The 20,447-nt window shown below is 36.1% G+C and carries 14 protein-coding genes; 1 reads left to right on the top strand and 13 read right to left on the bottom strand.

The window, feature by feature from the left end:
• Positions 1 to 396: 396 nt before the first annotated feature.
• The 13 genes from rplT to RTP52_RS19320 all read right to left on the bottom strand — a co-directional run bounded on the left by rplT (position 397) and on the right by RTP52_RS19320 (position 17,913).
• On the bottom strand, positions 397 to 753 hold the full coding sequence (gene rplT / locus RTP52_RS19380) for a 50S ribosomal protein L20 (protein ID WP_312103804.1): 357 nt from the start codon (positions 751 to 753) through the stop codon (positions 397 to 399).
• Positions 754 to 780: 27 nt separating this feature from the next.
• On the bottom strand, positions 781 to 978 hold the full coding sequence (rpmI, locus tag RTP52_RS19375) for a 50S ribosomal protein L35 (RefSeq protein ID WP_312103807.1): 198 nt from the start codon (positions 976 to 978) through the stop codon (positions 781 to 783).
• Between the two features lie 91 nt (positions 979 to 1,069).
• The gene (infC, locus tag RTP52_RS19370) at positions 1,070 to 1,564 is read right to left on the bottom strand and encodes a translation initiation factor IF-3 (protein ID WP_012198478.1); all 495 of its coding nucleotides are present in this window, start codon (positions 1,562 to 1,564) and stop codon (positions 1,070 to 1,072) included.
• 303 nt (positions 1,565 to 1,867) lie between these two features.
• Positions 1,868 to 2,731, bottom strand: a complete 864-nt coding sequence (locus RTP52_RS19365; protein WP_312103815.1) for a YihY/virulence factor BrkB family protein — start codon at positions 2,729 to 2,731, stop codon at positions 1,868 to 1,870.
• Between the two features lie 266 nt (positions 2,732 to 2,997).
• Positions 2,998 to 4,518, bottom strand: a complete 1,521-nt coding sequence (locus RTP52_RS19360) for a CAP domain-containing protein (protein WP_312372999.1) — start codon at positions 4,516 to 4,518, stop codon at positions 2,998 to 3,000.
• Positions 4,519 to 4,749: 231 nt separating this feature from the next.
• The gene (locus RTP52_RS19355; RefSeq protein ID WP_312372998.1) at positions 4,750 to 5,331 is read right to left on the bottom strand and encodes a GNAT family N-acetyltransferase; all 582 of its coding nucleotides are present in this window, start codon (positions 5,329 to 5,331) and stop codon (positions 4,750 to 4,752) included.
• A 486-nt stretch (positions 5,332 to 5,817) separates the two neighbouring features.
• Positions 5,818 to 7,584, bottom strand: coding sequence for an ABC transporter ATP-binding protein (locus RTP52_RS19350; RefSeq protein WP_312372997.1), 1,767 nt, complete (start codon positions 7,582 to 7,584; stop codon positions 5,818 to 5,820).
• Positions 7,585 to 7,597: 13 nt separating this feature from the next.
• Positions 7,598 to 9,454, bottom strand: coding sequence for an ABC transporter ATP-binding protein (locus tag RTP52_RS19345; RefSeq protein WP_312372996.1), 1,857 nt, complete (start codon positions 9,452 to 9,454; stop codon positions 7,598 to 7,600).
• A gap of 378 nt (positions 9,455 to 9,832) precedes the next feature.
• A complete protein-coding gene (locus RTP52_RS19340) occupies positions 9,833 to 11,401 on the bottom strand; it encodes an ABC transporter ATP-binding protein (RefSeq protein WP_312372995.1) in 1,569 nt (522 codons plus the stop codon).
• 81 nt (positions 11,402 to 11,482) lie between these two features.
• Positions 11,483 to 12,271, bottom strand: a complete 789-nt coding sequence (locus RTP52_RS19335) for an ABC transporter permease (RefSeq protein WP_312102527.1) — start codon at positions 12,269 to 12,271, stop codon at positions 11,483 to 11,485.
• 21 nt (positions 12,272 to 12,292) lie between these two features.
• Entirely contained in the window at positions 12,293 to 13,234 is a 942-nt protein-coding gene (locus RTP52_RS19330) for an ABC transporter permease (protein WP_312102524.1), read from the bottom strand.
• 140 nt (positions 13,235 to 13,374) lie between these two features.
• Positions 13,375 to 14,943: an ABC transporter substrate-binding protein gene (locus tag RTP52_RS19325; protein ID WP_312372994.1), complete on the bottom strand. Its 1,569-nt coding sequence runs from the start codon at positions 14,941 to 14,943 to the stop codon at positions 13,375 to 13,377.
• A gap of 474 nt (positions 14,944 to 15,417) precedes the next feature.
• Positions 15,418 to 17,913, bottom strand: a complete 2,496-nt coding sequence (locus RTP52_RS19320; RefSeq protein WP_312372993.1) for a GH36-type glycosyl hydrolase domain-containing protein — start codon at positions 17,911 to 17,913, stop codon at positions 15,418 to 15,420.
• A 1,150-nt stretch (positions 17,914 to 19,063) separates the two neighbouring features.
• Here RTP52_RS19320 and RTP52_RS19315 point away from each other — a divergent pair.
• Positions 19,064 to 20,407, top strand: coding sequence for a uracil-xanthine permease family protein (locus RTP52_RS19315; RefSeq protein WP_312372992.1), 1,344 nt, complete (start codon positions 19,064 to 19,066; stop codon positions 20,405 to 20,407).
• Positions 20,408 to 20,447: the final 40 nt, after the last annotated feature.

The following is a 20,447-nucleotide window of genomic DNA, read 5'->3' as shown; positions in this document are numbered from 1 at the left end:
ATCCTGGGAAAAATAAAGATATATCCCACCATTGAAATACATTACCCGCGATTATAATACCAAGAGACATCCAAAATAAACCCCATAATACATTCGATATCCGATACCGCATAACTTTCCTCCTCATAATAATTATTCCGTCAAATACAACATAAAATATATTCTCTTACGCCTGACACGAACTATCTTCTTCTGTAATCATATTATTACAGCACCCCTTTTCTTGCAAGTTAGAATTCTATTAGAATCATTAAAAAGTCAAAGGACACTCGTAATTCGCATGTCAGCTACGCTGACAAAACGCTACTTACTCGTAAAAAAAGAAGAAGCATTTACAACATAACTTTTAAAGTTATCTTGTAAATGCTCCTACTCTATAAAATCACCGAAGTGTTATTAAGCTAATTTAGTTTTTGCTACTTCAACCAAAGCCTTGAAGCCTTCTGCATCATTTACAGCAAGTTCAGCTAACATTTTTCTGTTAACAGAAACCTCAGCTAACTTTAAGCCGTACATGAATTTGCTATAAGAAAGACCATTCATTCTTGCAGCTGCATTGATTCTTGCAATCCATAACTGTCTGAACTGTCTCTTTCTCTCTTTACGTCCTGCGAAAGCGGAAGTTAAAGCTCTCATAACGGACTGCTTTGCTACTCTATACTGCTTACTTCTGGCTCCTCTGTAACCTTTTGCAAGTTTTAATACTTTATTATGCTTCTTCTTAGCGTTTAAGCCGCCTTTAATTCTTGCCATCGTCTATTCCCTCCTTGTTACCTAATCTTAGAGATATGGTAAAATCTTCTTCATGTTCTTTTCGTTACTTGGATCCATCATTGTTGCTTTTCTAAGATTTCTCTTATTTTTCTGGGACTTCTTAGTCAAGATATGCTGTTTTCCCGCTTTCATTCTCTTTAATTTACCTGTACCGGTTACCTTAAAACGCTTAGCTGCAGCTTTGCTTGTCTTTAATTTAGGCATGATATTTCCTCCTTAAATTTAGGTTGCACATAATGCACTAACCTTTGATTTTTATAATGACAATAGGTTTACACCATGTGCTCCTACTGTTCTATCGTTTTTCAGTCAAAAACATAAATATGCTTCTGCCTTCCATTTTCGCTGGTTTCTCAACAACTGCCACATCTTGAAGCTTCTCGAAGAAACTGTCAAGAATTTGCTTACTGGAGTTTATGTGGGCCATCTCTCTTCCACGGAAGCGTAGTGATACCTTAACTTTGTCCCCCTTGGTGATGAACTTTCTTGCTTGATTGGCTTTTGTGTTCAAATCATTGTCATCGATGTTCGGCGTTAAACGGATTTCTTTCACGTCAGTCACTTTTTGCTTCTTCTTGGCTTCTTTTTCTTTTCTCGCAAGCTCATAGCGGTATTTACCGTAATCAACAATCTTGCATACTGGTGGCTTTGCTGTTGGAGCAATCTTTACTAAGTCAAGATTTGCGTCCTGCGCCATCTTCAATGCGTCCTTTGCTGACATAACACCAAGTTGCTCTCCGTCTTCTCCGACAAGACGAACTTCTCTGTCTCTGATTTGCTCATTAATCATTAATTCGCTAATAGTTCTGCACCTCCATAGGATTATAACAATTGTTATGGTTATTTTTTCTTAACATACAAAAAAAGTGAATAGCATGCTATCCACTTTCAAATCTCATAAACAACACAATCTACCGAAGAATCTAGTTCTATCATTGTGCTTTAGAAAATTATAACCCTTTCGCCTACTTGCTTGGGGTGAGAGTGGATACTCTACTTGCTATGCTTGATACTTTCTTTCCCGTATCACAGCTTTTATATTATATAACAGAAAATCATTACTGTCAATGACATTTTTTAGATTTTTGTCATTTCAATGCTTTCTTTTTACAAGTTTGAATGAAAATAAGCATTTATCTTTGTTCTGTTTTGCCTCAAAGAGCATCACATTAATTTCAACGCCGCAAAAAAAGATTATGGTTACTGTATAAAGCCAAAGAGCAAGGCCAAGAAATGTACCGATTCCGCCATAAAGCGCTGAATAGTTGCTGAACATTTCCATATACACTTCAAAACCCCATGTTGCCACAATCCAGGCAATGGCCGTTAGAATTACACCAAAAGATATATCACACACCCGTACTTTTATACCCGGAGTCAGGATATAAAGAAACAGAATAAATAAATATATGAATCCAAACATAACAAATGCCCGTGCAATACCAAGCAATGTTTGGCTTAACCATTCAAAGCGTAAATACAACCAGTCAACAGCAATTTTACTTAAAAAGGTTAGAGATATACAAATAAAAATTGCTATGATAAGGATGAATACAAAAGATATAGCGCGTATCCTTCCTTGAACCAACTTAATTTTACGATTGCCTGTATATGCTGTGTGAACACCTGTCATCAGCGCCCATATTGAGGTTGAGGCTGACCAGAGTAGTATGATTAATGATGTGACTGTTAATGCGGATTCCAAGGTAGATATGTCTTTAAGCAGAACCACAATGGAAGATGGTACTATATATTCTAATATGTTTACTTCACTTTTTGCGAATATAGACAATAATATAAGTGACAGAGGGAAAAATGATAGAAGAAGGTAATAGGTTGCTTTAGCGGTTATACCGGTTATGTCGTGACTGGTAAAACGCTGCATAAACCGGACAACTATCTTTATCGCTCTGTTATTGCTACTTGTAATTTTATCCTTTAATGTTGATAAAGACATGATAAATCCCTCCATGTTCTATATTTTTTCTATCTTAATATTAAATATTCTATTTTGAAGAATCAATCGAGTCAGATGCTCCAATATCTAATAATTAGTTCTTTCCTTCATATGCAACATGTATACATAACCCGTACCTAATACATGCAAAAAAAGGAGTGCCACACATTTTCTAGGTGTGGCACTCCAAAAAACTTAACTATTCTAGAAATTACTCGAATAGTTCATTATTTAATTTATTGATATCTATACTAACTCAATACTTATTAATTAGAATAAAAATTCTGTGTTGCATAATTTCCGTAGGTACCACCTAATGCATATCCTACTCCAAGATACGTAAACCCTTTATTTAACATATTGGATCTATGTCCACTGGAATTCATCCAACCATTGGAAGAAAACAGCGCATTACCATATCCGCCAATAATATTCTCTCCATTGCTTCGATAACTAATTCCTTGTGCTTTCATTCGATCCCCAGGTGTGGAACCATCAAGTCCAGTGTGATTAAAGTAATTATTCTTTGCCATATCTTCACTGTGTAATCTTGCTGTTGTCGCAGCAGCATCTGACCAACTTAAAGCACTTACTCCGTTGCGGGCACGGAATGAGTTTGTTAAGTCAAGTATCTCTTTTTCCCATGCTTTTAGTACTGTTTTGCTAGTACTTCCTTTGGATACACTGCCATCAAACACAGAAATTCCATCAATAGAACCGTCTCCTATGGTATCCATAAAGAAGGTCATTTTATTTCCACTATCTGAAACAGAAATCGTATCGCTTAGCGACGAACTCTTTCCAAAGGCGGAATTAATGGAAGAAACCTTGGATGAGGTGGTAAGACCTTGATAGGAAAAATCTGTTGAATCGGTATACCATCCAACAACTTTACTGTCTGCAATCGCAATCATCATAAACTTTTTATAATTATCATTGTAGACCATAAATTCATAATTATATTCCGTTGCATCTGTTCTATTTGGTGAACCAAAAGCACTTATTACTTCACTTTTACTATCTCCAATGGATAAAGTCTTACCACGAACCGATATGCTATCTGCATTACTCACTTTCGCTGGCGGAGTTACCGTAGGAACCTTCGTTGGTACTGGCGCTTTCGTTGGAGTTGGTACCTTCGTTGGGGCTGGTGTAGCCACGGGTACTTTTGTAGGTGCTACTGTAACCGTTGGTACCTTAGTAGGCTGTGGTGTCTTTGTTGGTGCTGGAATCCTAGTTGGTGTAATAATAGGAGTTCTAGTTGGTACCGGTGTATGGATCGGCGCTACGTCTGGAGCCTTGGTCGGTGTACCTGTTACCTTAGGGGTCTTAGGTACATCGGTAGGTGCGGTAGAAGCCTCGTTATTGCCCTTGTTAGAGGAATCATTACCTATGGAAGGTGATTGAAACCCTTGGTTTCCTTGGGAGGAATTATTGTTCTGGGAATTATCTAACTGTGAATTAGTAGAGTTGTCTGTTCGTGAATTATCGTATGTTGTAACTTCGTCGGATAAATTTTCATCGCTACCATCTTGTTGATTTTGTATCGATGGTGCTTGATTTTCACCTGGAAGATTCTGAGTTAGTCTATCGTTATCAGATTCGTTTATGTTCTGATTCTCTGGTGCATTAGTTACTTGTTGATTCGTTTCATCCAAATTGTTTATTATCTCTGCATCTTTTGATTGTAGGGCATCCGAAATATCCTTACTAGTCTCTTTCGTATTACCGCATGCAGTCAAGAATGTCAATGCTAATACAGAAATAAGAAGCAGTTTTTTACTCATGCTAACCTCCATGCGTTACTAAGCGCCTGCCAGTTTGTGCAAACATCTTATAACGTTTCTGTTCTCATCTTCATAGATTGCCTTTCTACTATCCCAATTTGTCGACAATAAGGATACGCTAAGTATATCGGAAGAAATCTACAATTACAAGGTATTCCAGTGTTTTACTAAGTTTATTCCCACGTTTCGCCAAGTATTTTGGTAAGAAAAGTTACTTTTATAACACCTACTTTACTCTTCAACAATCCTACAAAATATTTCTCTACGGTGTGTCTCTTCTCCAAATACGAGATCGTAAATATGATTTAATGCCTCGCTCAATTTCTTTTCACTTGGTGTTCCTTGAATTTCTAAATATAGTAAAATCATATTAACTCCAAAGAGCTTCGCGTTAATTTTAGTTTTTATCAGACCATTTCGCAGGTAAAAGGCTATCCTACGCTCACAAATCAGTTTTTCCTTTTCGGTCTTTGCATCGGCACCACTCTCAACCTCAAATAAAATTCCTTGATACTCTTTTAATTCCTTTTGTAATAATTTCAAAAATCTACTTCCATACCGTTTGGAACGATGATTTTTACAGACGGCAAGGTAATCAAGCAATAAATAATCCATCGTTTCAGGTTTTGCAAAAAAAGCATAAGCCACAAATTCCTCATTATCATACAATCCATAGCAACAATAAATCCCCTGATTTTTTAAGCTTAGTACCATTGATAACGGCTTTCGCTCTTCGGGTGGAAAGTCATTTTTTAAATGCTCTTCATAAACCTTACAAATTTCTTCTTCATTTAAAATCCTATGTTGTAACATAACATCACTCCTTTGTTATCTCTCTCTTTTTATCTAAAGAAGGTAATAAGATTTTACCTCTTGATATCTTGTAGTTTTCCCTTATGTTTTTCCTTATGTTTTTTCTAGTCTTATTAATTGTATTTAATTCTTATAATTAATTCATATATTTTCCCTTATTTTTCTACTAATATTTATACTATTATCACTTTTAGTTCCTTTTTCTATACCTTCTTGGCTTAGAATATCTTTTATTAACGATACCATTCTGATTTTAAGAAATCACCTCTATATAAGAGTTTATCTTTGTTCATCTCCACCACAAAGTAAGCGCGTATTCATCAGAAGTTTTTGATTTGTACGAGGTAATTGTAGTACCTATTAACAAGAAAATGTACGCTGCGGAACTTTTTCTTGTCATAAATAAAAAAAGAAACCTCTCTAGTAAAACCTCTAAAGAAGTCTCTTTCTTTTCTATCAAGCAGAGCTTTTCCCACCCTTACTTGTTTAATGCTCTCCTGCTAATTGTAACTCATATAATTTCTTATAAATACCATTATTCTCTAATAGTTCTTGATGAGTTCCCATTTCCCTTAACTCTCCCTTATGCATTACGATAATTTTATTCGCATGCTGTATGGTTGATAAGCGATGGGCAACCATAATTGTTGTTCTTCCCTGCATTAGTTTTTCTAATGCTTCTTGGATTAATTGTTCTGTTTCCGTATCAATGTTAGCAGTTGCTTCATCCATAACTAAGATGGACGGATCGAAAGCTAGCGTTCTCGCAAAGGATAGAAGTTGACGCTGTCCTGCGGAAAATGTTGCACCACGTTCCGTAACCGCCTCATAATAAGTGTTGCTTAAGTTTTCTATAAAGTGATCTGCATTCACATATTTTGACGCTATTATCGCCTCTTCTTCTGTTATCGTGTCGCTCTTCAAACGAATGTTACTCATAACATCACCAGTAAAGATAAACACATCCTGCTGTACCTGTCCAATAGCCTGACGCAAATCTTCTGTCTTTAGCTCCTTGATATCTATGCCATCTACAAGAATACGTCCTTGTTGAATGTCGTAATATCTTCCGATTAAGTTTAATATGGAAGATTTTCCTGCACCCGTCGCCCCAACAAAGGCTACACTTTGCCCAGGTTCAATTACAAAGCTAACATCCTTAAGAATCCAGTTTTCTCCTTCGTACGCAAACCAAACATGCTCAAACTCGATACGTCCTTTGATTTCTTCCACCAAAGTCGGATTCTCAGGATTCTTTACAATGATTGGTTCATCCAATAAGGTAAATATCTTCTCCGCAGAAGCCATGGCAGACTGCAGTGTTCCAAACTGTTCTGCAAGTTCCTGAATTGGCTCAAAAAACGAAGAGATGTACTGAATAAATGTATATAAGGTACCTACAGTAACTGCTCCCTTTAATACACTATCACCACCAACAGCCACAATAATTACTAAAGCTATAATGGATAGCATATACATCAAAGGACGAAAGATTGCAAATACCATCATTTCACGGTAATTTGCGCGATATAAACCTTTGCTCTTTTGTCCAAACTCTGCATTTTTTTCTCTTTCTCTTGCAAATATCTGTATTAACTTCATACCAGATAAATGCTCTGATAAATAAGTATTGATAGCAGTTATCTTCGTTCTGGTGATACGATAAGTTAATCTTGAGGTTCTTTTAAATATCCAGGTTAAACCGATGATAAATGGTAGCAGGCTAAAACCAAACAATGCAATTCGTACATTCATGGAAAGCATAACGATTGCTAATCCGATGATTTTTACTATATTTTTTAAGAGTTTGACTAGAATATTCGCATACATTTCATGCAGTGCTTCTACGTCATTGGTTACTCTGGTTACAATCTTACCTACTGGTGTGATATCAAAAAAACGTAACGAAAGTTTTTGAATATGCTCAAAGAGCTCCTGACGAATATTATAGATGATGTTTTGTCCAGTTAGCTGTAAGATCCATGTTTGTAAAAAGTTAAATACAAAACTTAATATTAAAGCAGCACCATATAGAGCAGCTGTATACTTAACTTCATCCAAGGTTCCATCCATCGTAAACAAATCAACTGCTCGGCCAACCAAGTAAGGACGCAATAATTCAAGACCTGTTAAAGCTAACACCAGGATAAATGCCAGAATCATCATAGGAAAATATGGAGTTGCATACTTCATTAAACGGAGGAACACACTTCCATGAATTGATTTTTCGTATTCTATTTCTTTTCGACTCATGTTCTACCCCCCATTATTCTTTCTCTAATTGTTTTTCTAACTGCTGTTTTTCATAGAGTTTCGCATAAATACCCTGTTCTGCCATCAGTTCCTCATGGTTACCATATTCGGCAACCTTCCCTTCCTCAAGCACTAAAATGTTATCCGCATTTTGAATGGTCGAGATACGATGTGCGATAATAATCGTTGTTTTATCCTTACGATTTTCTTTCAGGTTACGAAGAATTTGCTCTTCTGTATTTGTATCAACCGCAGAAAGTGCATCATCTAAAATTAAAATAGGGGCATTTTTCATTAAAGCTCTTGCAATGGAGCTTCGTTGTTTTTGCCCACCGGAAACAGTTACTCCTCGCTCACCCACCATCGTTTTATACTGTTTTGGGAAATCCATGATATTATCATGAATGCATGCCGTCTTAGCAGCCTCTTGTACCATATCTAAATCCTGATAGATACCATCTGCTTTACTCTCTGTCTTCATGAAATCACTTTCTAAGTACGCTTCCATTCGTTCCTTTTTTGAAGGGAATAACTTCATCTTCTCTCCCTTTTTTTCTATGTCACGTAGTTTTCGCACACCAAACGCAATATTGGTTTGAATCGTATCAGAAAATAAGAAATTATCTTGAGGAACATAAGCAATCTGCTCTCTTAAAACATGAAGCGGAATCTTACGTATGCTATTTCTATCAAAAGTTATCATTCCATCTTCTACGTCGTATAAACGAAGTAATAGGTTCGCTATTGTGGTCTTTCCGCTACCGGTGCGACCAAGTATCGCAAGCGTATTGCCTTTTGGAATCTTTACTGAGATATCTTGTAGAACAGGGGAATTTCCTTCCTTATATAAAAATGTAACATGATTTAAGGCTATCTCTCCAGATAGTTGTGTAATTGACTTGTCGCATTCCGGTCCATCTACAATCTCCGGTTGCTCCATAAATATAGTACGAACACGTTTAATTGATGCAAACCCCTGAGAAAGCATGTTAATGCTATCACCTGCTGCTATCATTGGCCAAACTAGCATTCCAATGTAAGAGTTAAATGCAACAAATTTACCAGGAGTAATCACACCATCAAGGACCAGTTTACCACCATATAGAAGTGTAATAATACTAGAAATACCAATCAAGAAATCAAGTAGTGGCAACATAGTTGCTTGAAGCTTAACAACCTGGAGATTTGCTTTCTTATTATTTAAGTTTGTCTTAGAGAAAGATACAATTTCTTTTTCTTCTTGGACAAAGGCTTTTACTACTCTTACACCAGAGATACTTTCCTGTACCTCATCTGTCATCTCTGAAAAAGCCTCTTGTTTCTTCGTATATCTTTTTTCTACCTTGCTACCAAAATAAATACCACCAATCATAATAAATATCATTGGTATACAAGCAAGCAAAGTTAGACAAAGGTCAACGTAAAACACCATCTTTACTACTACCATAATTGTCATAATAATTGCATCAAATGTTGTAACTACTGCAGGACCAAGTGCCATACGAATGGCAGAAAGATCACTGGTAAAGTGAGCCATAAAGTCTCCGGTCTTATTTTCGTTAAAATAACGGGTAGAAAGCGTGGTAAGGTGTTCAAACATATCATTTCTTAGAGCATACTCAATTTTTCTGGCTCCACCAAAGATAAAAATACGCCATAAAAAACGACCGAGTGCCATTAAGCCTCCGACCGCTAGAATCAAACCTATCATATGTAGAATACCTTGAAAATCCATCGTTTTGTCCTTCAGTCCATCGGTGATTTTACCAGTATACTCTGGAATAAGCAGTCCCAACAGGTCGACTACAAATAAGGTTATAATTCCAAGGAGATAACTCCACTTATATCTCTTGATGTACTTTCCTATCATATCTCTCCTCATTTCTGCACTACATTTTTGCTTACAAGACAATGCGTACCCTTCACTATATCTCCGTTTACAAAGTGTATTTCCATCATACACCAGACTCTACTTAGATTCAAACCTTTTTTAAATTACTTTACCGGTTGCTACTATAAATACAGGCGTTGATGTAATTTGAATTTGTAACTAATGATCCAGTTTCTGTATTTTAAAGTACTTATGTAAGTTTTTTTACTTTACTTCACTATGCTGGTTTATTTAGTCATAAAAAATGCTCCTTTATGGTATAAGTTTTAATTAAGCTATATACCATTGAGGAGCAAGTCAGTAAATCATTGGAATGTATTCTTATATCATTGGCGTAACTCATTACGATAATGTAATCTATTTCGGTACAGAAGAAAGTAATTTCTTGGTGTATTCATGTGTTGGATTTTGAAATATCTCTTCGGTTTTACCACTTTCCACAATCTCTCCCTGATACATCACACATACTCGATCACACATGGAATGTATCACTCCCATATCATGAGAGATAAATAAATAAGATAGATGAAATTCCTGTTTCAGATTTTTTAACAATTGAAGTACTTGAGCCTGTATGGTTACATCAAGAGCGGATACTGGCTCGTCTAGCACCACAAATTTCGGATGTAAAATCATTGCCCGTGCGATTGCAACACGCTGGCGTTGTCCACCACTTAAGTCTCTCGGATATCGGTTTTTATACTCGACTGGAAGATTTACTTTTTGAAGAATTTCCTCCACCCGTTGCTCTCTTTCTTGTTTTGATAATACTTTTTGTAATTTAAGAGGTTCTTCCAATAACCACCCAATCCGCTTACAAGGATTTAAACTGCCGTAGGGATCTTGAAATACCATCTGAGGCTTATCTTCCCGAAGTACTATCTGTCCTGTCACATCATTTAATAATCCCGTGATGGCTTTTGCTAAGGTAGATTTCCCACAGCCACTTTCTCCAACAATTCCAACGCTTTCTCCTTGCATTACCTCCAAAGAAATTCCTTTCACGACTTCTTTTCGCTGCTTCTTTTGAAATAATTTTTTCCCGCTTTCTGTATAATTAACTTTAAGATCCTTTATTTCTAAAATTCGGTTAGATACAGGTGAAATGTTCGAATCCTTACCCAAAGAAGAATCATGTACCATTTCTGCTGCTGCTAGTAGCTTTTTTGTATACTCTTTCTTAGGATTTTGAAATAGTTCTCTGCTTTCCCCAGATTCCTCAATCCGTCCATCATACATTACAATAAGTCTATCGCATAGGTTCCTTACTACTGTTAAATCATGAGATATAAATAGTATTGTTGTTCCATGCTTTCGATTCAATTCTTTTAATAATTCTAATATCTTGGCTTGTATTGTAACATCAAGTGCCGTTGTAGGTTCATCTGCAATTAATAATCTTGGCTTGCAAATCATTGCCATCGCTATCATAATACGCTGTCTCATACCACCAGACAGTTGATGAGGATATTTCGAATAAAGATGTTCTGGGTTTTCTAAGCCTACTTCACTCATCATTTCATAGACAGAAGCTTTTCGCTCCTCCTTAGTCTTCTTTGTGTGAAGAAGCAGCATCTCCTCAATCTGTACACCAACCGTTAATACCGGATTTAACGAAGTCATCGGTTCTTGAAATACCATTGATATCTCATCCCCTCGAATCTTAACCATCTCTTCTTCAGGCAATTTGGTCAAGTCCATCCCGTTAAACAAAACAGAACCACTTGAAATTTCCCCTCCTTGTGCTAATAACCGAAGGATTGAGTGAGCTGTTACACTTTTACCAGAACCGGATTCCCCCACAACGCCTAGAATTTCTCCTTGTTTAATGGAGAAAGAGATGTTATGGACTACTTCTTTTCTCTTCTTTTCACCAAAACTGATGCTAAGATCTTGTACTAATAAGAGATCTGTTTTGCTATTCATACTTATCTCCATTCTGTTGCTAATTCGTGTTTGAAAGTACTTTGTTCTTTCACTGTGTGAAAATTGCTTTTTATTTTCACACTAACTTCCCTCATTTAATAAACTGAATCCAAGTACCGTAATTACAATCATTAATCCTGGTGCTAGTGCCATCCATGGTGCTCCAAATAAATAGGTCTGAGACTCAGAAAGCATACGCCCAAGACTAGGATCCGGAGGTTGAACCCCCAGACTTAAATAACTCATTCCTGCTTCTGCTAGAACAGCATTATTAAAACCAATGGTAATGGCAGAACGTAAGATAGCTTTTGTATTCGGAAAGATATGTAGAAATATAATCCGAATGTGGCTCGCTCCAAGTAGCCTCGCGCTCTTAACGTAATCCATCTCTTTTTGTATGATAAATTCACTCCTTATAACACGGGCAAAACTAGGAATGAACAGTATACCTAATGCTAATATCACATTGTACTTTCCTGTACCAAATATACTAACAAACACTAATGCCAATAAAATACTTGGAAAAGAAGCGACTGCATCATTGATTCGCATCAAAATTTCATCTACTACCCCACCGAAATATCCAGTAACCGCACCTAGAATACTTCCGACGGTAGCTCCTATGAAAACAGTAGCGATACCTACAAAAAAAGTAGTGAACGCTCCTTCCATCACCCTGCTAAGGACATCTCTACCCATATAATCGGTACCAAAAAGATGAGAAAGACTTGGTGCCTGGTTTTTTGCCAACACATTCATTTCATTTGGGTCATAAGGAGTATAAAAAATACCTATGATAACAAGGAGCAAAGCAAACGAAACTAAGATCAGCCCAACTATAAAATTAAATCGATTCTTTTGTTTTCTCATTTCCTTTGCTCCTTTTTATCGTCATGAAATTCTGACACGTGGGTCAACTTTTTGATATGTCATATCTACAACAAAATTAATTATTATGACAATCCCTGCAATATATAATACTGCTGCACTTACTACAGCAAAATCACGATTTGAAATTGCAGATACTAACATTCGTCCCATCCCTGGAAGATTAAATACCTGCTCGACTATAATGCTACCAGCTAAAGCATCCGCAATCATCATTCCCAAAAATGTAATAACAGGAATTAAGGCATTTTTTAGTACATGCTTTGTCATGATCTGTTTCTTTTTTAAACCCTTGCTCCTTGCGGTTCGTACATAATCGTACGATAATTCTCGCAACAGAGATGTCTTTAGAAATTTAGTTAACATCGCTACCTTTGGGATACTAACCGCTAAGGCTGGAAATACCATATAACTTAAGAAAGCACCAAAATCCTGTGATATTGGCACAAACCTTCCAGGCACAAACCATTTCAAAATGATCCCAAATAATAAAGAAATTAGAATCCCCAAGAAAAACGGTGGAACCGCCATAAAGGTTTGGCTTAAAAATGTTATAAATCGGTCAATCAATCCATCTTCTCTTCTTGCACATATTAGTCCCAATGGTAACGAAATTACTACCATAAAAAGAACAGATAGAGCAGCTAGCCAAGCTGTTACCGGTAGACGATCTGATAATAAGGATGTTACGCTTACATTATATTGAGTAGAAGTTCCAAAGTCACCAGTAACTGCACCTTTTAAAAATCTTCCATAGCGAACAAACATAGGATCGTTTAATCCCATCGATTCACGCAGATTCTGTAGCTGTTCCTCTGTTGCATCTATCCCAAGCTTTGCAATCGCGCTGTCTCCGGGAATCACTTGGAAGGCGAAAAACGTGATAAAAGATACGAATACTAAGGTAATAATGAGAGTTATCAGCTTTTTTATATAAAATTTCATTGCGCCATCTCCTTTCCAAGTAAGTCTCGTTTTTTCATAAAGTACTTTCATTACACTGTCAATCCTTATCAGAAGGCAAGTCCTTACCCCCGCTTAAAGAAGCGGAGGACTTCCCTGATGAGATTAAATAGTTAATCATTTTACTTATAATATACGGTTGACATATCCTGTACATAAACAGGGTAGAACTGATAACCTGCTAATTTTTTATTTACTGCTACTAAATTTGCTGGGTCTTGAATATAGACAGAAGCTACATCCTCTGTTAGTATTCTTTGCAGCTGATGATAAAGTTCCACTTTCTCCTCATCCTTAACAGATGCATAAGCTTTAGGATATAGGCTATCAAACTGTGAATTTGAATAATTTAAAAAGTTATTTTTTGAAGTAGATTCATAACGTTTTACAATATCACTAGGAGAGAGATTGGAATCAAGACCTACAATCGTTGATTCGTAATTTCTTCCTTGGTAAACATCCGAAATCCAACTTGCCCATTCTACTAATTTGATTTCCGCAGTAATTCCAACTTTCTTTAACTGCTCTACAATTACCTGTGCTGTATCTACATGCGCTTGATAATTAGATGGTACAGTGATAGTAAAATGAAATCCATCCGGATAACCTGCCTCGTTAAGAAGTTGTTTTGCTTTTTCTACATCATAAGTGTAGTAATTTGCTAAGGTTTCATCGTAGTATTTACCGAATCCAGGGAACATATTACTTCCGATAATCGTACCGTTACCACCTGCAACGATATCAAGAATCATCTGCCTGTCAATCGCATAGCAAAGCGCTTGTCGAACTTTAAGGTTATCAAATGGAGCCGCTTTATGATTTAAAAACAAAGCCTGAACCAGGTTCATATGCCCAATTTCAATGCTATACAAATCCTTTAATTGATTTGCTTGTTCATAGGTTAATTGCTGGAAAATATCGATGGTACCAGCTCTTAACTCCATAAATGCTGCATCTGTATTTGCAGAGATCTTAAACGTTACTTCATCAAGATAAGGAACCCCTTTCATATAATAGTCAGGATTCTTCTCCATCACAATGCTTACCATCGGCGAATAGGAAACAAAACGAAATGGACCTGTACCAACCGGCTTAGTCGCCTGCTCAGTATAGTCTTTTGGTATAATACTAATGGTAAAATAGGACAGTAGTTCAATATTAGGTTGATTTAATTTGACTTCTACGGCCTGTTTTCCATCCTCAGTAGTAATCGCATTTATCGATTCTACACAAGAAAATACCGACTCAACTCTCACTTCTGGATCGGAAGTTTCAAGCAGGCCGGTAGCACGTTTTAATGAATATATTACATCATCTACCGTTACAAGCGCACCATTGTGGAATTTAACACCATCACGTAAAAAGAACGTATAGGTCATTCCATCCTCCGAAATCTTATAGTCGCTTGCTACAGCAGGAACTAAATTTCCATCTTTATCAGGCTTTACTAAACCTTCGAAAATATTAAACAAAACTTCCTTAGTTCCTGCCGCAACTGCTTTGTGTGGGTCAAGACTATCCAAATCGTTTGTTATACCTACAATAACAGAGCCACCATTTTTTGAAGCCTCGCCGTTTTCTGCTTCCTTTTGATCATTTCCCTTGTTTTCTGTACTGCCACTGCATGCGCAGAGTGCAATCATACAACTTAGGAGAAGACCCAAAAAGAATAACTGCTTTCTTCTTTTCATATTTCCTCCATTCTTAAAGTTTGACCTTGAATATGGATCAAACTTTTTAGTTGAAACATTTTTTCAACCATAGATAGTAAAAATGATATTCTCTCATTATTATGATACAATGCCAAATCCGTTATACAAACAAGAAAGCGCACGGTTCACGAACTTTTCCTTGTCAGGAATTAAGACAATGCGTCTGTATAAAACGCTATATGAATCATAGCGTTTTTATCATATACTTAAAATTTAATTTTGGCAATAAAAATTTTTGTTAAATTGACAATTTATGAACAAATTATCTATTTAATCATGACCACATTGCTGCTAGTTTTATAGTACCTAAGATTGCGTACCGACTGGCGTGGTACACATAGCATATTACTATAACGAAAGAGAGTGCCCTTTCGGACACTCTCTTTCGGATAGGAGAATCATACAATGAACTACTTGGCTTGCAAATAATTCATGAGGCTAGTAAGCGATTATTTAACCTAAGGTGACTTTTACTCTATGTTCTAATCCGTCACCAAATACCGGAATGATATTACCCTCCACCTCTTTCCCATCAACCACCAGCTTCTTAACACCTTTCGAAACATGATACGGGTTTTGTATTGTAATATCATATCTATCACCACGGAATTCACGTGTTATCTGATATCCATCCCAAGCAGTTGGAATTGCAGGGTCTATCATTAAGCCATCATATTCTGGTTTAATTCCTAGAATATATTGCGATATCGCTACAAAATTCCAAGATGCTGTTCCTGTTAACCAAGAATTTTTTGCTTCCCCAAAACGTCTGGCATCCTTTCCTGCTACCATCTGCGCATAAACATATGGCTCCAAACGATGGATTTCAGAAAATTCTTCTGTATACGCTGGTGCAATTCTAGTATAGTAATCAAATGCCTTATCTCCACGGCCTACCACGGCTTCTGAACACATAATCCAAGCATTATTATGACAGAAGATACCTGCATTTTCTTTATATCCTGCTGGATAGGTAGATATCTCGCCATATTCCACATAATAACGTGTGAATGCTGGATTATTCAGTACCAAACCGAATTTTGTACCCAAACGTTCTTCCACAGAATCTAAGGCTTTTAGGGCTTTCCCATCGTTAAGACCGCATTTTCCCATAACGCAGAAGCCTTGAGATTCGATAAATATCTTTCCTTCTTCACATTCTTCGCTTCCAATTTTTCTTCCATAATCATCATAGGCACGTAAAAACCAAGCTCCATCATAGCCATACTTCATAATTGCTTCTCGCATATTCTCTACTTCTTTCATGGCTCGAAAGGACTCTTCTTTATTGCCTACCTTTTCCATGAGAATTGCATACTCTTCCCCAATATAAGTAAACATACCAGCAATCATAACAGATTCTGCAACTTTACCATCCTTGCTTGTTACTGTTTGAAAGGATTCTCCTGGTTCCATGGAAAAACAATTTAGATTCAAACAATCATTCCAGTCTGCACGACCAATCAAAGGTAATCCATGTGGACCAAGATTCTCTATCACGTGGTTAAAGGCCTTTTTCAAATGATCTGACAAAGGTTTCGCAAGCTCTAACTTATTATCATAAGGAGTATTTACCTCTAAGATATCAAAATCTCCTGTTTCCTTGATATAAGCTGTAACTGCTAAGATAAGCCACAATGGATCATCATTGAAATTGCCACCAATTTCATCATTTCCTTTTTTCGTTAATGGTTGATATTGATGATAAGCTCCACCATCTGGTAACTGTGTGGATGCAAGATCAATAATTCTCTCTCTTGCACGATCTGGAATCTGATGAACAAATCCAAGCAAATCCTGATTGGAATCTCGAAATCCCATCCCCCTTCCAATTCCGGATTCAAAGTACGAAGCACTTCTCGATAAATTAAAGGTAACCATACATTGATATTGATTCCAGATATTTACCATCCGATTTAATTTTTCATCATGCGTCTTTACGTTGTACTTCGAAAGCAGTTTCTCCCAATATTCGTTAAGCTCTAGGAACGCTTGATCAACAGCCTTTAATGTAGAATATTTTGATATCATCTCTTCTGCTTTCTTCTTATTAATAACATTCGTACCATTTGGTGCCAAGGATGATAATAATACCTCATCAGTATCAACCTTACCAACTTGATACTCCCATTTTTCTTCTAATTTATTTTCAACATATCCAAGAATAAATACAAGTTCTTTGCTTTCCTTAGGCTGCAAGGAAATTTCAACACAATGAGAGGCAATTGGGGACCAACCATCTGCAACAGAATTTTTTGATTCACCACTCGCAACTACCTGCGGATTATCAAATCCGTTGTAGGTACCAAGAAAACTCTCACGATCAGAATCGAATCCACAAATAGGGGCATTTACAGAGAAAAATGCATAATGATCCCGTCTTTCTTTGTATTCTGTCTTATGATAGATTACGGAACCCTTAACTTCTACTTCACCTGTTGAGAAATTTCGTTGAAAATTCGTAGCATCTTCCCCCGCATTCCACAGGCACCACTCGAGGAATGAAAACAATTTCACATTCTTAACTTGATTACTTGTATTAATAATTGATACTTTATGTACTTCGCCATTATAGTTTAATGGTACAAAGAAGGTTATCTTTGTCTCAATTCCATTTCTTCTTCCTGTTATTTTGGTATAACCCATACCATGACGACACTCATAATATTCTAGTTCCTTTTTTGCAGGCGCAAAACCCGGTGACCAAAAATCACCATTATCGTATAAGTAGTAATAGCGACCACCACCAATATCTAATGGTACATTATTATAACGAAATCTTGTGATCCTACGTAGTTTTGCATCTTTATAGAAACTGTAACCTCCAGCAGTATTTGATATCAAGGAAAAGAACGCTTGCGATCCGAGATAGTTAATCCAAGGATACGGCGTTTCAGGAGTTGTGATAACGTATTCTTTGTTTAAATCATCAAAAAATCCAAATTTCATGCGAATTCTCCTTTATTATTCTTGGTAAAATTGTTTTTACAAGTTATGAAAGGTTCATACGAAACATTTTAGTAAGTATAACTGTCCATAACACATTATATAACAAGATTACGTAAGAGTAAATCGAATTAATCCACAAAAACCATGGTGTTTCCTTGTGAAAACTATACTATTTTCAACGAAATTTTCGTTTATATAAGAACATTCCCTTGCTTTGAGCTACGAAACTATTTCGCTTTCTTAAGAAATGTTTCAAACTTGTGAAGATTGTACTTACCTATTTTTTATTCAATATCTTTCCTATTCTATGCGCTCGCTCTTTATATTTTTTTCCTATATGTTTCTTCTCTATTATGTTCCTGTTTTATATGTTCTTGTTCTATAATTCTTTATGTTCTATATGTCATTGCTAACACATTTCTACTCAATAAAGTTTCTTCTATATATATTTCTTCCTATATTTTTTTCTGCTCTATATTATCTATTCTATATATTTCTACTCTATATTTTCTATTCTATATTTTCTTTTCTATATTTTCTTTTCTATATTTTCTATTCTATATATTTCTACTCTATATTTTCTTTTCTATATTTTCTATTCTATATTTTCTTTTCTATATTTTCTTTTCTATATTTTCTATTCTATATATTTCTATTCTATATTTTCTTTTCTATATATTACTATATGTTTCTATGTTCCTTCTTTTGAATTTATTAAATATCACCAAGCACAATCCAGAGAATGTCTGCTGTTTTTATCATTTATCATATATATAATTCTAAAACCTCTATTTTCAGAATATGTGTGCAATATATCCTATATTGTTATTCTATATATTGAATTTTTTATAATTAATCTTCTTTTTCAAATTTTATTTTTTTGGTTGACAAAAAAAATAAGATAAGATACTATAGTCTACGGTGCATATACCGAAACATTTCTACTGATTAAATTGAAGGAGTTATTTATGAAAAGATTGTTGCATTATAAAAACAGAATACCTAATTTTATATCAGAGAAGTCGATTTGTCGGCGTTATTAAAGTCTTTCATTTTCTTTTAAATGATAGGCTTATTTTTATGCCCCAGGCACCCTTGTTAGGGAGTTTTTTTACTAATCAAAATCTTATTATGTATGGAGGAAAAAGTAATGACAAAAGAACAAAACACCATAGGCAGTGTTGGAATCTATGATGCCAGAACACTTGGCATACCAAAAATGATACTCCTTGGGTTACAGCATTCCTTTGCAATGTTTGGTGCTACTGTGCTTGTACCATTATTAACTGGTCTTAATGTATCTACAACTCTTTTAATGGCTGGTTTAGGAACTTTATTATTTCACATTCTTACCAAAGGAAAGGTTCCAGCGTTCTTAGGCTCCTCCTTCGCATTCATCGGAGGCTACACAGCAGTTGCTCCATTTATCGAAACAGAAGTAAATGGTCAGATGGTAACAACACCAAATGCAGAGCTCTTACCTTACGCTTGTGGTGGTGTAGTGATTGCTGGTCTCGTATATGTCGTTTTATCAGCATTAATAAAAGTATTTGGCGTGAATAAAATCATGCGTTTCTTCCCACCTGTTGTTACTGGTCCAATTATTATCTCTATCGGGTTAATTCTTGCACCAACTGCAATCGCTAACTGTCAAAACAACTGGCTTTTAGCATTCGTTGCTTTAGCTGTTATCATTATCTGTAATATTTTTGGTAAAGGTATGGTAAAAATCGTCCCAATTATGTTAGGCATCATTGTTTCCTATATCGTAGCACTTATCATCGGTGCTGTTGATTTTACCGCAGTAACCTCTGCTAATTGGATTGGAAACCCTGTTCCTGTAAGTGGCTTTGCTAAATTTAGTATTAGTTCCATTATCTCTATCGTTCCAATCTCATTGGCTACCATGATGGAACACATTGGCGATATCTCTGCTATTAGTGCTACTACTGGTAAGAATTATATGGCAGAACCTGGTCTTCATCGTACCCTACTTGGTGACGGCCTTGCTACCAGTTTGTCCGCTATGTTTGGTGGACCAGCCAATACAACCTATGGTGAAAATACTGGTGTACTGGCACTTACTAAAGTTTACGATCCTAAGGTTATGCAGATTGCTGCTTGTTTTGCAATTTTCCTATCCTTTTTCCCTAAGTTTGCTGCTATTATAAACACACTTCCAGTGGCTATTATCGGTGGCGTTTCCTTGATATTATACGGAATGATTTCATCCGTTGGTATTCGTAACGTTGTTGAAAATCGTGTAGACTTCACGCAAAGTCGTAACCTTATCATTGCAGCTATAATTCTTGGCTGTGCGCTTGGTTTTAATGGAATCGGTGGTTTAACATTTATGGTTGGTTCTTATGAGATTACACTTTCTGGTTTATCCGTAGCTGCAATTGCTGGTATTGTATTAAATGCAATCCTACCAGGAAATGATTATGTGTTTAGTACAGAAGACAAGCATGATGAATTAACATTCAAATTATAAGAAATTAATGTTTTTATTCACATAAAACATTACTTCTAAG

It is taken from the genome of Lachnoclostridium sp., assembly GCF_031997925.1.
In the GTDB taxonomy this organism is placed as follows: Bacteria; Bacillota; Clostridia; order Lachnospirales; family Lachnospiraceae; genus Lachnoclostridium.
This window is presented reverse-complemented; position numbering and strand designations above follow the sequence as displayed.

Excerpts from the sequence above, each read along its gene's own strand:
- RTP52_RS19365 (WP_312103815.1), bottom strand. The coding sequence starts at position 2,731 with ATGTCTTTATCAACATTAAAGGATAAAATTACAAGTAGCAATAACAGA.
- RTP52_RS19355 (WP_312372998.1), bottom strand. The coding sequence starts at position 5,331 with ATGTTACAACATAGGATTTTAAATGAAGAAGAAATTTGTAAGGTTTAT.
- RTP52_RS19345 (WP_312372996.1), bottom strand. The coding sequence starts at position 9,454 with ATGATAGGAAAGTACATCAAGAGATATAAGTGGAGTTATCTCCTTGGA.
- RTP52_RS19325 (WP_312372994.1), bottom strand. The coding sequence starts at position 14,943 with ATGAAAAGAAGAAAGCAGTTATTCTTTTTGGGTCTTCTCCTAAGTTGT.
- RTP52_RS19350 (WP_312372997.1), bottom strand. The coding sequence starts at position 7,584 with ATGAGTCGAAAAGAAATAGAATACGAAAAATCAATTCATGGAAGTGTG.
- RTP52_RS19335 (WP_312102527.1), bottom strand. The coding sequence starts at position 12,271 with ATGAGAAAACAAAAGAATCGATTTAATTTTATAGTTGGGCTGATCTTA.
- infC (WP_012198478.1), bottom strand. The coding sequence starts at position 1,564 with ATGATTAATGAGCAAATCAGAGACAGAGAAGTTCGTCTTGTCGGAGAA.
- RTP52_RS19360 (WP_312372999.1), bottom strand. The coding sequence starts at position 4,518 with ATGAGTAAAAAACTGCTTCTTATTTCTGTATTAGCATTGACATTCTTG.
- RTP52_RS19315 (WP_312372992.1), top strand. The coding sequence starts at position 19,064 with ATGACAAAAGAACAAAACACCATAGGCAGTGTTGGAATCTATGATGCC.
- rpmI (WP_312103807.1), bottom strand. The coding sequence starts at position 978 with ATGCCTAAATTAAAGACAAGCAAAGCTGCAGCTAAGCGTTTTAAGGTA.
- RTP52_RS19320 (WP_312372993.1), bottom strand. The coding sequence starts at position 17,913 with ATGAAATTTGGATTTTTTGATGATTTAAACAAAGAATACGTTATCACA.
- rplT (WP_312103804.1), bottom strand. The coding sequence starts at position 753 with ATGGCAAGAATTAAAGGCGGCTTAAACGCTAAGAAGAAGCATAATAAA.
- RTP52_RS19340 (WP_312372995.1), bottom strand. The coding sequence starts at position 11,401 with ATGAATAGCAAAACAGATCTCTTATTAGTACAAGATCTTAGCATCAGT.
- RTP52_RS19330 (WP_312102524.1), bottom strand. The coding sequence starts at position 13,234 with ATGAAATTTTATATAAAAAAGCTGATAACTCTCATTATTACCTTAGTA.